9 protein-coding genes are annotated in these 14,427 nt (G+C 70.1%); 4 read left to right on the top strand and 5 right to left on the bottom strand.

All coding sequences use genetic code 11. From position 1 onward, the window contains the following. Window positions 1-2: 2 nt before the first annotated feature. Window positions 3-773, top strand: a complete 771-nt coding sequence (locus ABZ893_RS05675; protein WP_361397232.1) for a DUF3159 domain-containing protein — start codon at window positions 3-5, stop codon at window positions 771-773. Between the two features lie 122 nt (window positions 774-895). Here ABZ893_RS05675 and ABZ893_RS05670 read toward each other — a convergent pair whose 3' ends face one another. The 3 genes from ABZ893_RS05670 to ABZ893_RS05660 all read right to left on the bottom strand — a co-directional run bounded on the left by ABZ893_RS05670 (window position 896) and on the right by ABZ893_RS05660 (window position 3,597). Further along, the gene (locus tag ABZ893_RS05670; protein WP_361397229.1) at window positions 896-1,573 is read right to left on the bottom strand and encodes a TrkA family potassium uptake protein; all 678 of its coding nucleotides are present in this window, start codon (window positions 1,571-1,573) and stop codon (window positions 896-898) included. After that, complete coding sequence (locus ABZ893_RS05665) at window positions 1,573-2,244, bottom strand: TrkA family potassium uptake protein (protein ID WP_361397226.1); 672 nt, start codon at window positions 2,242-2,244, stop codon at window positions 1,573-1,575. Before ABZ893_RS05665 ends, ABZ893_RS05670 begins: the two co-directional genes overlap by 1 nt. 183 nt (window positions 2,245-2,427) lie before the next feature. Continuing rightward, window positions 2,428-3,597 (bottom strand): acyltransferase family protein, encoded by a 1,170-nt coding sequence (locus ABZ893_RS05660; RefSeq protein ID WP_361397223.1) that lies wholly within the window; start codon window positions 3,595-3,597, stop codon window positions 2,428-2,430. A gap of 140 nt (window positions 3,598-3,737) precedes the next feature. Between ABZ893_RS05660 and ABZ893_RS05655 the strand changes: the two genes are divergently transcribed. The 3 genes from ABZ893_RS05655 to ABZ893_RS05645 all read left to right on the top strand — a co-directional run bounded on the left by ABZ893_RS05655 (window position 3,738) and on the right by ABZ893_RS05645 (window position 7,820). Beyond that, window positions 3,738-4,109: a metalloregulator ArsR/SmtB family transcription factor gene (locus ABZ893_RS05655; protein ID WP_361397220.1), complete on the top strand. Its 372-nt coding sequence runs from the start codon at window positions 3,738-3,740 to the stop codon at window positions 4,107-4,109. A gap of 198 nt (window positions 4,110-4,307) precedes the next feature. Then, complete coding sequence (locus ABZ893_RS05650; RefSeq protein WP_361397217.1) at window positions 4,308-6,353, top strand: APC family permease; 2,046 nt, start codon at window positions 4,308-4,310, stop codon at window positions 6,351-6,353. Between the two features lie 135 nt (window positions 6,354-6,488). Continuing rightward, a complete protein-coding gene (locus ABZ893_RS05645; protein WP_361397214.1) occupies window positions 6,489-7,820 on the top strand; it encodes a class I SAM-dependent RNA methyltransferase in 1,332 nt (443 codons plus the stop codon). Window positions 7,821-7,934: 114 nt separating this feature from the next. Here ABZ893_RS05645 and ABZ893_RS05640 read toward each other — a convergent pair whose 3' ends face one another. Next, window positions 7,935-9,620, bottom strand: a complete 1,686-nt coding sequence (locus ABZ893_RS05640) for a kelch repeat-containing protein (RefSeq protein WP_361397211.1) — start codon at window positions 9,618-9,620, stop codon at window positions 7,935-7,937. A 35-nt stretch (window positions 9,621-9,655) separates the two neighbouring features. Then, window positions 9,656-14,161, bottom strand: coding sequence for a S8 family serine peptidase (locus ABZ893_RS05635; protein ID WP_361397208.1), 4,506 nt, complete (start codon window positions 14,159-14,161; stop codon window positions 9,656-9,658). Window positions 14,162-14,427 lie beyond the last annotated feature (266 nt).

Raw genomic sequence — 14,427 nt, 5'->3', positions numbered from 1 at the left:
CGGTGACGTCCCTCGACAAGCCGACGGACCGCGAAGCCAGGGACCACGAAGCCACGGATCAGGACGCCGAATCGAGGGCTGTCACCGAGGCCGCCCTCTTCGAGGCTTTCGGCGGCGTGCGGGGCATGGTGGAGACGGTCGTTCCCGGCCTCCTCTTCGTGACCATCTTCACGATCAACAAGAACCTGCACGTCTCGGCGATCGCCGCTCTCGCGGTGTCGCTGTTGCTGGTTGTCGTCCGGCTGGTCCGGAGGGACACCGTCAAGCACGCATTCAGCGGCGTCTTCGGTGTCGCGTTCGGTGTCGTCTTCGCGATGATGACGGGCAACGCCAAGGACTTCTACCTGCCTGGGATGCTCTACACGCTCGGCCTGGCCGTCGCGTACATCGTCACCACGCTGTGCGGGGTTCCGTTGATCGGGCTCATTCTCGGGCCGGTGTTCAAGGAGAACCTGTCCTGGCGGACGCGTAATCCTGGCCGTAAGCAGGCTTATGCGAAGGCGAGTTGGGCCTGGGGGCTCATTCTGCTCGCCAAGTGCGCGGTTCTTTTTCCGATGTACTGGTGGGCGGACACGACCAAGTTCGGCTGGGTTCTGATCGCCCTGAAGATTCCGCCGTTCCTGCTTGCCGTGTGGCTTACCTGGGTGTTCCTGGCGAAGGCGCCCGCGCCTATCGATGTCTTCGCGGAGATGGAAGCCGAGGAGCAGGCCGAGAAGGAGGCGAAGGCTGCGCGCAAGGAAGCCGGCGGTGCGCGTCATCGCCGGGAAGCGTGAGGTTCGTTCGCGGCTGACGGTTCGTGGGGGCTTGTCGCGCAGTTCCCCGCGCCCCTGAAGGGCGCAATGGGGGCCCGGAGTTCGATACTCCGGGCCCCCATTTACGTATGCAGGGAAAAGACTTAGCCCGCTACGTCCTCGCGGCGGACCGAGAGGAGGTCTTCGAGTTGTTCCTCTCGGGCCTGGGCGGCCACGAAGAGGAGTTCGTCGCCCGCTTCCAGGGAGTCCTCCTGGGACGGGGCGAGGACCCGGGTGCCGCGGATGATCGTCACCAGGGACGTGTCCTCCGGCCAGTGGACGTCGCCCACGCGCGTGCCGGCCAGGGCCGACTCGGGCGGCAGCGTCAGCTCCACCAGGTTCGCGTCGCCGTGGCTGAAGCGGAGGAGGCGGACCAGGTCGCCCACGCTCACCGCCTCTTCGACGAGCGCGGACATCAGACGCGGCGTGGAGACCGCGACATCGACGCCCCACGACTCGTTGAACAGCCACTCGTTCTTGGGGTTGTTGACGCGGGCGACGACCCGCGGGACCCCGTACTCGGTCTTCGCGAGCAGGGAGACGACGAGGTTCACCTTGTCGTCGCCGGTCGCCGCGATCACGACGTTGCAGCGCTGGAGCGCCGCCTCGTCCAGGGACGTGATCTCGCAGGCGTCGGCGAGCAGCCACTCCGCCTGCGGGACGCGCTCGACCGAGATGGCGGTCGGCGCCTTGTCGATGAGAAGGACCTCGTGCCCGTTCTCCAGGAGCTCACCGGCGATGGACCTGCCCACCGCGCCCGCTCCGGCAATGGCGACCCTCATCAGTGACCGCCCCCCTCTTCAGGACCCTCGGCGAACGCCGCTTCGACCTTCTCGACGTCGTCGGTGCGCATCATCACGTGCACCAGGTCGCCTTCCTGCAGAACCGTCTGCGACGTGGGCAGGATCGCCTCGCCGAGCCGGGTCACGAACGCGACGCGGACGCCGGTCTCCTCCTGGAGCCGGCTGATCTTGTGGCCCACCCAGGCCACCGAGGCGTGCACCTCGGCCAGCTGGACGCCCCCGGTGGGGTCGCGCCACAGCGGCTCGGCGCCGGACGGCAGCAGCCTGCGGAGCATCTGGTCGGCCGTCCACCGCACGGTCGCGACGGTCGGGATGCCCAGGCGCTGGTAGACCTCGGCACGGCGCGGGTCGTAGATACGGGCCGCGACGTTCTCGATGCCGAACATCTCGCGGGCCACGCGGGCGGCGATGATGTTCGAGTTGTCACCGCTGGAGACGGCGGCGAACGCGCCGGCCTCCTCGATCCCCGCTTCGCGCAGGGTGTCCTGGTCGAAGCCGACCCCGGTGACGCGGCGTCCGCCGAATCCGGAACCCAGGCGACGGAACGCCGTGGGGTCCTGGTCGATGACGGCGACCGTGTGCCCCTGTTGCTCAAGGGTCTGGGCCAGGGCGGAACCCACCCGGCCGCACCCCATGATGACGATGTGCACCGGCCGCTACCCCGCAGTCCTGGTCATCCCGATGACCTGCGAAAACACCGTGCTCACTCTTCTCTCTCAGTCTGCCGGGCAACAAGGGGCGACCCGCGTGCTGCGTTCGCCCCAAGGCGAGCTTATGCCGCATGGTCTCCGTTGCCCGCATCCGCGTAGCCCCAAGCGTGATCGGGCGCGCGATCAGCCGCGCCGCCCGTTCCGGCTTCCGGCGATCGCGGCGGCGTCCCGTTTGAACGCCCATTCCATCTTCGGCTCCATCGCGAACCGGAACATCCGCTGGACCGGTGGTGTGCACAACACGGTGATCAGGGTCGCGGCGGCCAGAGTGACCGTGACCTCGCCGAGCGGGGTGTGCAGCCAGGTGATGTCGTACCAGTCCCAGAAGCGGGAGCCCTTGGCGACGAAGCCGTGCAGCAGATAGCCGTACAGCGTCCCCGCGCCGAGCGCGGTGAACCACAGCTTCCGGCCCGGCACCCAGGCGAAGAAGCAGGCGACCAGGACGACCGAGCAGCCGAACATCGCGAGCGTCATCACGGCCCCGGTCCAGCCCGGAGCGCCGAGTTCCTGCGCGCTGTCGCGCCGGTAGAACCACGCGGCGTTCATACGCGGCGCGGCCCAGTACGCGAACAGGAGCGCGGAGGCGAACACGGGGACGGCGAGGATGCGGGCCTCGCGCCGGCGCACCAGCTGGAAGTGCTCGGGCTTCAGGCACAGACCGAGTACGAAGAAGGGGAGGAACTGCAGGACGCGCTGGAGGTCGAGGTCGTCGCCGATGTCGGGGGAGACGGACGCGAGCACCGCGATGGCCAGGGCGAGCGGGACCGGCCAGCGGACGACCTTCCACAGCGGGGTGGTGAGCCGCCAGACGAACAACGCGATCAGGAACCACGTCAGATACCAGGGATCCAGCAGGCTGATCGGATACGTCGGGTCGTCGTTCGCCCACCGTTTGAAGAAGGTGTACGCGACCTCGAAGAGCACATACGGCACGCCGACCCCGGTCACCAGACGCTTGAGCCGCTCCGGGCTCGCGTCGAAACTCCGGGAGAAATAGCCGGAGATGACGATGAACGCCGGCATGTGGAAGGTGTAGACGGTGATGTAGAGGGCGGCGGCCGCTCGGCTGTCGTCGCGCAGCGGTTCCCACGCGTGCCCCATCGCGACCAGCACGATGGCCAGGTATTTGGCGTTGTCGAAGAACGCGTCCCGCTTTTTCGCCGGTTTCTCCCCGGCTGTCGCTTTCGCCGGCGGTTTCTCTCGCGGAGATATGAGCGAAGGTTCGTTCAACGGCGCGGCTGGGCCACCCTGATGGGCGACGGGCCACTGCGCGGGAAGGTGGCTGCGGGGCATCCCCAGCACCGTAGCCACCGCGTGTACGCCGCGTAAACCTGGGCCGCAGCGGGCGTTACGGGCGTCACAGTGCCCACCTAGACTGTGATCCTCGTGGGCCGGGTGAGCCGAAGCGGAAGTGGAAGAGGACGACGACATTGGTGACGGGCGTACGTGACCTCGATGACCGGCCCGCCTTCGACGACCCGCCGGCCGCGGTACTGGCGGAGGCGGCGGGCGCGTTCGGACTGCTCGCGTCGTCGGCCCGGCTGCACATCGTGTGGGCCCTGGCTCAGGGTGAGAGCGATGTCACAGGGCTCGCCGAGCGCGTCGGCGGAGCGCTGCCCGCCGTCAGCCAGCATCTGACGAAGCTCAAGCTCGCCGGGCTCGTGCGCTCCCGGCGCGAAGGGCGCCGCCAGGTGTACTTCGTGGACGACCCGGACATCGTCGCCGTGGTGCGCCTGCTGGTCGGCCGTCTCGCGGAGCGCGCCGACCAGGCCCCGGCCGGCCGGCTTCGCGGGACCGGGGGCTGACCCCACACCCCGCTGGCTTGGTCGAGCCGGGGCTGACCCCACACTCCGCTGGCTTCGTGGAGCCGGGGCTGACCCCACACCCCGCCGACCTCTCGTCCTCCCACCTCGATGACCCGCACGAAGGCCGGTGTGAGGATCATGAGGACGAGAGGGGTGGTGGGTGGGCGGCGTTCCGGCCGACCCCTTACGATCCTCTGCGTGTCCAAACTGACCGACGTGCCCAAACGGATCTTGATCGGGCGCGCTCTGCGCAGCGACCGGCTCGCTGAAACGCTCCTGCCGAAGCGCATCGCCCTCCCCGTTTTCGCCTCAGACGCCCTGTCCTCCGTTGCCTACGCGCCTGGCGAGGTCCTGCTCGTCCTGTCCGTCGCGGGCGTGTCGGCCTACCACTTCAGCCCGTGGATCGCTCTCGCGGTCGTGGTCGTGATGTTCACCGTGGTGGCGTCGTACCGGCAGAACGTGCACGCGTACCCCAGCGGCGGCGGTGACTACGAGGTCGCGACCACCAACCTCGGCCCCAAGGCCGGCCTGACGGTCGCCAGCGCGCTGCTCGTGGACTACGTCCTCACCGTCGCGGTCTCCATCACCTCCGGTATCGAGAACCTCGGCTCGGCGATCCCGTTCGTGGTCCAGCACAAGGTGCTGTGCGCGGTCGCGGTGATCCTGCTGCTGACGCTGATGAACCTGCGCGGCGTCAAGGAGTCCGGCTCGCTCTTCGCGATTCCGACGTACGTGTTCGTCGTGGGCGTCTTCATCATGATCGCGTGGGGTGCCTTCCGCGGTCTCGTGCTCGGCGACGTCATGCGCGCGCCCACCGCCGGCTTCCACATCAAGGCGGAACAGCAGGGTCTCGCGGGCTTCGCCCTCGTCTTCCTGCTGCTGCGCGCCTTCTCCTCCGGCTGTGCCGCGCTCACCGGCGTCGAGGCCGTCTCCAACGGCGTCCCGGCCTTCCGCAAGCCCAAGTCCAAGAACGCGGCGACGACGCTGACGATGATGGGCGTGCTCGCCATCACGATGCTCGTCGGCATCATCGTCCTCGCCCTGACCACCCAGGTCCGGATGGCCGAGAACCCGGCGCACAACCTGCTGCGGGGCGGTGTGCCCGTCGGCTCCAGCTATGTGCAGGACCCGGTGATCACGCAGGTCGCCGAGGCCGTCTTCGGCAACGGCAGCTTCTTCTTCGTCCTGCTCGCCGCGGCCACCGCCCTGGTGCTGTTCCTCGCGGCGAACACGGCGTACAACGGCTTCCCGGTGCTCGGCTCGATCCTCGCCCAGGACCGCTACCTGCCGCGCCAGCTCCACACCCGCGGCGACCGTCTCGCGTTCTCGAACGGCATCGTGCTCCTCGCGGGCGCGGCGGCTCTGCTCGTCGTCATCTACGGCGCGGACTCGACGCGGCTCATCCAGCTCTACATCGTGGGCGTGTTCGTCTCGTTCACGCTGAGCCAGGTGGGCATGGTCCGGCACTGGAACCGGCACCTGAAGACCGAGCGCGACCCGGCCAAGCGCACCCACATGCATCGTTCGCGCGCGATCAACACCTTCGGCGGCTTCCTGACCGGCCTCGTCCTCGTCATCGTCCTCGTCACGAAGTTCACGCACGGCGCCTGGGTCGCCCTCCTCGGCATGTGCATCTTCTTCGCGACGATGACCGCGATCCGCCGGCACTACGACCGGGTCTCCGAGGAGATCGCCGCACCGGAGACGCCGACCGACGACAGCGTGCGCCCGTCCCGCGTCCACTCGATCGTCCTCGTGTCCAAGATCCACCGTCCGACGCTGCGCGCGCTCGCCTACGCGAAGCTCATGCGCTCGGACACGCTCGAGGCACTGAGCGTCAACGTCGACCCGACGGAGACGAAGGCACTGCGCGCGGAGTGGGAGCGCCGCGACATCCAGATCCCGCTCAAGGTCCTCGACTCCCCCTATCGCGAGATCACGCGCCCGGTCATCGAGTACGTCAAGAACCTGCGCCGGGAGTCGCCGCGCGACGCGGTGAGCGTGATCATCCCCGAGTACGTGGTCGGCCACTGGTACGAGCACCTGCTGCACAATCAGTCCGCCCTGCGCCTCAAGGGCCGCCTCCTGTTCACCCCCGGCATCATGGTCACCTCCGTGCCCTACCAGCTGGAGTCCTCCGAGGCCGCGAAGCAGCGCGCCCGCAGGCGCCAGGACTGGAACGCGCCCGGCGCGGTGCGGCGCGGCCCGGTGGAGAAGCGCCCCAAGGAACCGAGCGGCAAGTAGTCGTTGTTTTTTGAGACCTCGTTCTGACCGTGGTGAACGGCCGGACGACAGCCACGTAGACTGGTGGGCTGTTGTCCGGCCGTTCTCTCATGTTCGCCGTGTCCGTCGCATTCCTTACGTTGTGGAGCCCCCGCCATGCAGGCAGAACCGAAGAAGTCGCTGGTCGGGGAGGAGTACGAGGTCGAGGTCGGCCCCGTCGCCCACGGCGGGCACTGCATCGCGCGCACGGACGAGGGCCAGGTCCTGTTCGTCCGGCACGCGCTGCCCGGCGAGCGCGTCGTCGCCCGCGTCACGGACGGCGAGGAGGGCGCCCGCTTCCTGCGCGCCGACGCCGTCACCGTGATCGAGGCCTCCAAGGACCGCGTCGAGGCCCCCTGCAAGTACGCCGGCCCCGGCCGCTGCGGAGGCTGCGACTGGCAGCACGCCAAGCCGGGCGCGCAGCGCCGCCTCAAGGGCGAGGTCATCGCCGAACAGCTCCAGCGCCTCGCGGGCCTCACCCCCGAGGAAGCGGGCTGGGACGGCACGGTCATGCCGGCCGAGGGCGACAAGCTCCCGGCGGGCGAGGTCCCGCAGTGGCGCACGCGCGTGCAGTACGCGGTGGACGCGGAGACGGGCAAGGCGGGTTTGCGCCGCCACCGCTCGCACGAGGTCGAGCCGGTCGAGCACTGCATGATCGCGGCGCCCGGCGTCAGCGAACTCGGTATCGAGAAGCGCGACTGGACGGGCATGGAGTCCATCGAGGCGATCGCGGCGACGGGCTCGCAGGACCGCCAGGTCATCCTGACCCCGCGCCCCGGCGCGCGCCTGCCGCTGGTCGAACTCGACAAGCCGGTGTCGGTGCTGCGCGTCGACGAGAAGGACGGCGGTATTCACCGGGTCCACGGCCGCGGGTTCGTCCGCGAGCGCGCGGACGGCCGCACCCACCGCGTGGGCAGCGGCGGCTTCTGGCAGGTGCACCCGCAGGCCGCGGACACGCTGGTGAAGGCGGTCATGCAGGGCCTGCTGCCGCGCAAGGGCGAGATGGCCCTCGACCTGTACTGCGGCGTCGGCCTCTTCGCCGGCGCGATCGCGGACCGCATCGGCGACCAGGGCGCGGTCCTCGGCATCGAATCGGGCAAGCGAGCGGTGGAGGACGCCCGCCACAACCTGGCCGGCTTCGACCGGGTCCGCATCGAACAGGGCAAGGTAGAAACGGTCCTCCCGCGCACGGGCATCACCGAGGTGGACCTGATCGTCCTGGACCCGCCCCGAGCAGGCGCGGGCAAGAAGACGGTCGAGCACCTCGCGTCGCTCGGCGCGCGCCGGATCGCCTATGTGGCGTGCGACCCCGCTGCGCTGGCCCGCGACCTGGCGTACTTCAGGGACGGCGGGTACAAGGTGCGGATGCTGCGGGCGTTCGATCTTTTTCCGATGACGCATCATGTGGAGTGCGTGGCGATTCTGGAGCCGGTGAAGAAGGACGCGTGACCTGACGGTTTGCGCGTGGGTGCGGCATGAAGGTCGCCCTGCTCCAAGTGGTGCCCCCGGCCGGGGCGTTGACGTAGCGCCCCGGCCGGGGGTGTCAGGGGGCGGACGGGGCCCTTATCCCTTCGGGCAGAACGGGTAAGGGGTCAAGGCGAAGGACACGTCTCTCGTTTCGCCGTCCGTCAGGGTTACTTCCGTTGTTCGGGCTCGCCAGTCGTCCTTTGCGATGATCACCGTCAGCGGGCCCTCGTGCTTGCCCGTCCACAACGCGTATGTGCCGTCTCGGCCCGTGCGGAGGACTCTGTGGAAGCCGTCTGCTGAGAGGGTGATCGTCGCCGCGCTCAGTGGGCCGGGGGATGCTGCCGCGCAGGTGGCGCTGGTGATCGTGCCCTTGAGCTTGCCCCATTGGGGCGGGGCCGTGACCTTGAACGTCACCTTTATCGGGGCGATGCGGTCGGCGCCGCCCGTGTTCACCGTCAGTGCGGCCGTGTACGTGCCCGGCTGGGCGAGGTTCGCGCTGTCCAGCGTGACCGTGACCGTGCGTTCCTGGCCCGGGTCGAGTACGAACTCCGACGGGTCCGGCGTCAGCCAGTCCACGCCCGAGCCGCAGGAGTCGTAGCCGGGGAGGCGTTCGGCGTCCGTCGTGCCGACGAAGCCGCCGGTCGTGCCGCCCACCCGGTACAGGCCGCACGCGCTGCCGCCCCGGTACGAGATCTGGCCCGAGTTCGGCAGCGCGCTCCACGTGTCGGCCGCCGGCTCGTACTGGTAGCCCGCGTTCGTGTACTCCTCGCCGGTGGAGCCGCCGGAGACCAGGAGTCGGCCGTCCGCCGCCGTGAAGCCGGAGGCCCACAGCGACTCGGGCATGTTCCGCAGCTTCGCCCAACTGTCCGTGGCCGGGTCGTACGTGTACGTGCTGGGGGTGGCTCCGCCGCCGTCGGTGTAGCCGCCCGCGCAGTACAGCCGGCCCGCGATGGCTCCGCACGACGTCCAGGACACCGGCTCCGGGTAGGGAGCATGGGCACTCCACGTGTCGGCGGCCGGGTCGTAGGACTGGACCGTCGTCTGGCCGCAGACGTCCTTGTCGCAGCCGCCGACCGTGTACAGCTTGCCGTCGAGCACCGCGGACGAGGCGGCGGCCAGTGGTTCGGGGTTGGGCGCGCCCTCGGTCCACGTGTCCTGCTGCGGGTCGTAGACCTCGGTGGTCTCGATCGGCCTGCCGGAGCTGTTCCAGCCGCCGGTGACGTACAGCTTGCCGTCGACGAATCCGCCCGTGGGCTTCTCTCGGACCGCGCTCAGCGGCGCGACGCTGCTCCACGCTCCGGTGACGGGGTCGTAGGCCCGTACCGTCGACACCATGACGGCGTTGCTGACGCCGGCCACTGAGTAGACCTTGCCGCCCGGTCCCACGGACACCAGGTTGTCCATGACGGGTACGGGGTGGGCGGTGATGGACTCCCAAGGGGCTTCGGCGAGTTGAGCCTCGGCCTCAATGGACTTGGTGCTGTCGGCGGTCAGGCGGTGGGGGTCCGCCGTGCCCTTCACGTCCTTGCGGGCGGCGCCCGCCCGCTGGATCGTGAAGTCGCCCGTGGACTCGCCGATGATCACCTTGTGGGCCTGGGTACCGTGGTTGGCGAAGGTCAGCGCGGTCTCGGCCGACTTGCCCAGTTCCGCCGTGGCCGTCAACTCCGTTGCGCTGACGGTGACTTCGGGTGCCTCGTCGGCCTGGACGGAGCCACCGCCGACGAGCCCGGCGGCGAGTACGACGGCCGCCGCCGAGATGCCGAAGAGGGGTCTGCGGCGCATGGGAATCTCCCTGCTGTGTGCGTCGTGGAGTGGTCTCACTGTCCCGGGCACCCGCCTGCCGGCTTGAGGGTCAGCGTCAGGTGCGCGGACCCGGACCGCTGGACGGTGGCCGCGCCGGTGGCCGAACTGAGGCCGTCCTTGGACGCGATGACGGTGATCCGGTCGCTCTGGCCGTCGACGGGCAGCCACACGGCGGCCCCTCCGTCACGGTCGGACTTGCGGGCCAGCGGTGCGCCGCTGCCGCCGATCTCCAGGTACGCGCCCTTGAGCGGGTCGCTGCCGCCGGTGCACGCCGTCTGTTCGACGTCCACGGTGACCTTGGCCCAGCCGGGCGGCGGGGTCACCTTGGCGTTCAGCGGTACGGAGAGAGGGGCGTACGGGCTGTCGTCGCGCAGCTGGACCGCGGCGGAGTACGTGCCGGGCTGCTCCAGCTTGCCGGCGTCCAGGTGCACGGGCAGCGTGGTCCGCTCGCCGGGCTGGAGCGTGATGGTGTCCTTCTCCGCGGACGCCCAGCCGAGGCCGGCGGCGCCGCAGTCGTCGTATCCGGTCAAGGACTGCACCCTCGGCATACCGGGCCAGCCCTGGCCCGCGCCGCCGACGACGGTCAGGCCGCAGGTCGAACCGGCGCGGTACAAGGGGTACTTGGTGTCGGGCAGCGGCGACCAGGCGTTGCCGGCCGGGTCGTAGGCGAAGCCCTTCGCCGTGGTGCGGCCGTCGTCGCCGATGCCGCCGGTCACCAGGAGCTTGCCGCCGCCGGTGTTGTAGGAGGCGGCCCAGGTGCCGGCCGGTACGTCGGCGATGCGCGACCAGTGGTCGTACGCCGGGTCGTAGACGAACGCGTCGGTGCGGATGCCGGTGCGTACGTCGATGCCGCCCGCGCAGTAGAGCTTTCCGGCGAGGGCGCCGCAGGACGACCAGGAGACGGGCACGGGGTAGTCGGCCGCGGTGCCCCAGCGGTCCTTCTGCGGGTCGTAGACCTGGACGTCGGTGCGGCCGCAGTCACCTTGCAGGGTGCCGTTGTCGACGCAGCCGCCGATCACGTACAGCTTGCCCTGGAGCACGGCGCGGGACATGCCGCCGTAGGGCTTGGGCAGCGTGGCCGCCTGGGTCCAGGTGTTCTTCTTGGGGTCGTAGATCTCGGTGGAGGGCAGCTCGTCGATGGCGGCCGACCAGCCGCCGGTGACGATGAACTTCCCGTCGACGAACGCGGATGCGGCGGCCTGCCGGGCGGTGTTCAGCGGCGCGATGGCCGTCCAGTCCCGGGCGACGGGGTCGTAGCGGTAGGCGCTCGCGGTCGTACCGGTGCCGTCGTAGCCGCCGGCGGTGTAGATCTCGCCCCGGTACATGCCGGTTGCGGGGTCCATGATGCCGGTCGGGTACGGGGCGAGGGTGGCCCAATCGCCGTTGCCCGCACCGGAGTTGTCCGGGGTCACGGTGGGTTGCTGCTCTGCCGTCAGTCCGCCGGTGGTGTCGGTGGACAGGAAGCCGGAGACGGGCTTGGCGCCGGGGACTGCGCGGGCGGATGAGCCGGAGTCGGCGGCAGTCTTGGCGGCCTTCGCAGCGGCCTTGGACGTGGCCTGGCCCGCATCGGCGGTGCCGTTACCAGCAGCGGTAGCGGTCGCCGTCCCGGCCGAAGTCGCCGTCAGTCCATCCCCCGACAACCCCGGCCGCACCGTCACCGGCGCCTTGCCGGTGTTCGTGAGCGTCAGAGTCTGCCCGCCGCTAGCGCCCAGCCGGACCGTCGGGTCCAGCGACGCCTGCTTCACGTCGAGCCGTCCGGCCTGAAGCGTGAAGTCGGCCGTGGCCACCTGGTCCTTGCCCACGGTGACGGTCTTCTCGGCCGAGGCGTAACGGTCGTGCCCGGCCTTGACCTTGTGGGTGCCCGGCGGCAGGAACGACGTGTACAGGCCGTCGCCGGTCTTCGGGTCCTCGGTGGTGGGCACGGAGGCGGCGTCGCCCGCGCCGGGTGCGCTGACGGTGGCGGCGGCGAGAGGCCCGCCCGTGTTGCCGTCCTTCACCTGGCCCACGAGGAGCCCGCCGTCGACGGCGGCGCAGGCCGGGTCACCGACCAGCACGTCGTCGATCATCCACCACTGGTCGAACGCGCCCTTGTAGTTGAAGCGCACCCGGACCTTGTCGTGCCCGGCGGCCTGCGGCAGCGGGAGGCTGAGCGAGGCGACCAGGTTGGACTTCTGCCGGGTCCACAGCTGCGTCCACGTCGTGCCGTCGTCGGTCGACACGTCGATCGTGGCGACGGAACGGGTCCAGGAGGGGCCCTGGTACTGGGTCTCGAACTGGAGGACCGGCTTGTCGACCTTCGTCAGGTCGATCGCGGGGCTGATCAGGTCGGAGTTCTGGGTGCGCTGGTAGCCGTAGAACTCGCTGTCGACGGAGGCGAAGTTGCCCTTGCCCTTCGGGGTGCGGTTGCCGAGGGTGTCGGGGTCGTCGAACTCCCAGCCGCCGCCGTCGGCGTGGTTGACCACCGTCCAGCCCTTGGGCTTCTCGCTGGAGTCGAACGGCTCGAAGAGGCCGCCCACGGAGTAGCCGGGCGCCACACAGTGCGAGGTGACGACGGAGAGCCCGAGGTCCACGGTGGCGTCGGCCGTGAACGGCACCTCGCGGGTCAGCGGCTGATAGCCGGCCGACCGGGCGTCGACGCTCAGCGTGTAGTGCGCGGTGGCCGGGAGCGTGATCTTGTACGCGCCGGTCGCCGGGTCGCTGAACCAGGGGCCCGCGCCGGTGACACCGACCGCGCTGATCCTCGCGTAGAGGCCCCAGCCGTGGCCGGAGGCGTCGCCGACCTTGCCCTGGACGGTGGTCGTCGGCGCGGCCTTCAGGACGATGTCCTCGGTCACCGTCTTGTCGGCGACGGCGGTGACGGTGCGCTGGACGTCCTCGTAGCCGAAGGCGGTGACGCCGAGGCTGTACTCGCCGGCCTGGACGCGCAGTTCGTAGCCGCCGTCCGCGTCGGTGATCAGCCGGCGGTCGTTGATGTGGATCTCGGCGCCGGCGACGGGCTTGCCGGTCGCGGCGTCGGTGACCTTGCCGGTGACGAGTCCGGTGCCCTCGCGGGGCGCGGAGGTGACGGCGGCCAGGGCGTCGAGCTTGCCCTCGCCCCAGACGTTGTTGTCGGCCGCGGTGCCGCCGCAGCTCGTGTCGTTGACGTCGACGGCGGTGGAGTCGAGGAGCTTGCGCGTGGCGGTGATGTCACCGGCCAGGGCGGGTGCCGCCGACCAGAGCAGCGCGACCGCGCCCGCGGTGTGCGGGGCCGCCATGGAGGTGCCGTTCATGTACGCGTACGCGTTGCCGGGGACGGCCGAGCGGATGCTGACGCCGGGCGCCGCGATATCGGGCTTGATCGCACCGTTCTCGCCCTGGCCGCGCGAGGAGAAGGAGGCGATGACGCCCTTGGAGTCGAAGGCGCCGACGGCGTACGAGTTGGCGTAGTCGCCGGGGCTGCCCGCGGTGTTGCAGGCGGGACCGGCGTTGCCGCCCGCGAAGACGGGGAAGATGCCGGCGGCGATCCAGGCCTTCACGGAGTCCTGGTACCAGTCCTCGACGGCGATGCCGTTGTCGTTGCCCCAGGAGTTGTTGATGATGTCGGGCCGCAGCTCGGGGCGCGGGTTCTTGCCGCTCAGGTCGGTGGGGGCGAGCATCCACTGCGCGGAGGCGAGCAGCGCGGCCTCGGAGCAGGTCCGGCCCTCACAGCCCTTCGCGGAGATCCACTTGGCGCCCGGGGCGACACCGATACGGGCGCTGCCGGCCAGGCCGCCGGTCATCGTGCCGATGGTGTGGGTGCCGTGTCCGGCGTTGTCGCAGGGCGCGAGCGAGGGGGTGCCGCACACGTTGCTCGGGTCGAACCAGTTGTAGTTGTGGTCGTAGGTGCCGTCGGCGCGGGTGCCGCGGTAGGAGTCGCGCAGCGCCGGGTGGTCGTACTGGGCTCCGGAGTCGATGGAGCCGATGACGACGCCCTCACCGTGGCTGCCGAACTGGCTCCAGGCCTTGTCCGCGCCGATCGCACCGATGCCCCACTCGACCGGCTCGGCGTCGTCGGCCGCCGCGACGGCCTTGACCTTCGGGGCCTGGGTCGTGTCGGGCAGCTCGTAGACGTGGTCGCCGCGCAGCCGTACGACGTTGCCGTCCTCGGCGAGCGACTTGGCGAGTTCGAGCGAACCACGCGACACGTACACGGTGTTGGACGCCCAGAACGTCCGGTACTCGGCGCCGGACCGCTTCAACTGCGCCAGGACGCCGGACTGTTGACCGCGGGCCGAGTCGCGCAGCGCGTCGACGACGCTCCGGCCCTGCTTCTCGCGGCCTTTGGCGGAGTGCGCCGCACTCAGGTCGGCCTTCTCGCCGAAGCGGATCCAGAACGGGGTGGCCGGGTCCTTCCTCAGAGCGGCGGCGAGATCGCTGTCGATCTTGTCGGTCGCGTCGGCCCGCTGGGTCCCCAGGGTGGCGAGGAGGGCGACCATGAGGGCCACGACCAGGGCAAGGACGGGACCGGTTCTCCATCGGACGGTGAGGTGCGCGCTGGGCATCGCGATGTCAACTCCTGTTCGATGAAGGAGCAGTTCCATGCGCGGGGGGCGAGCCGAACCCTGGCATTACGGTGCCGGAGCGGGCAATGTGCGCAGAGGTGCGGGTTTACGCCTTGGCATGTATCCGCCACGGTCCGTAGCGGTCCCGGGGGCGGCGTCGCACGGAGCGCGACAGCGCCTTTTCCTCGCCGGACGGCGCGGGGGTGGCGCACGGGTTGCGAGTAGGCTGACGCCCGGGAACGTGGGCTGACGAGGGCCGTGAGAAG

The sequence above is a fragment of the Streptomyces sp. NPDC046821 genome, assembly GCF_040645335.1.
In the GTDB taxonomy this organism is placed as follows: Bacteria; Actinomycetota; Actinomycetes; order Streptomycetales; family Streptomycetaceae; genus Streptomyces.
Note: the sequence above shows the minus strand (reverse complement) of the source record. Positions and strands in the feature narration are given on the sequence as shown.

What these genes read in the sequence shown, in the direction of transcription:
- ABZ893_RS05640 (WP_361397211.1), bottom strand. Translation starts at nt 9,620, where the DNA reads ATGCGCCGCAGACCCCTCTTCGGCATCTCGGCGGCGGCCGTCGTACTC.
- ABZ893_RS05635 (WP_361397208.1), bottom strand. Translation starts at nt 14,161, where the DNA reads ATGCCCAGCGCGCACCTCACCGTCCGATGGAGAACCGGTCCCGTCCTT.
- ABZ893_RS05645 (WP_361397214.1), top strand. Translation starts at nt 6,489, where the DNA reads ATGCAGGCAGAACCGAAGAAGTCGCTGGTCGGGGAGGAGTACGAGGTC.
- ABZ893_RS05670 (WP_361397229.1), bottom strand. Translation starts at nt 1,573, where the DNA reads ATGAGGGTCGCCATTGCCGGAGCGGGCGCGGTGGGCAGGTCCATCGCC.
- ABZ893_RS05660 (WP_361397223.1), bottom strand. Translation starts at nt 3,597, where the DNA reads ATGCCCCGCAGCCACCTTCCCGCGCAGTGGCCCGTCGCCCATCAGGGT.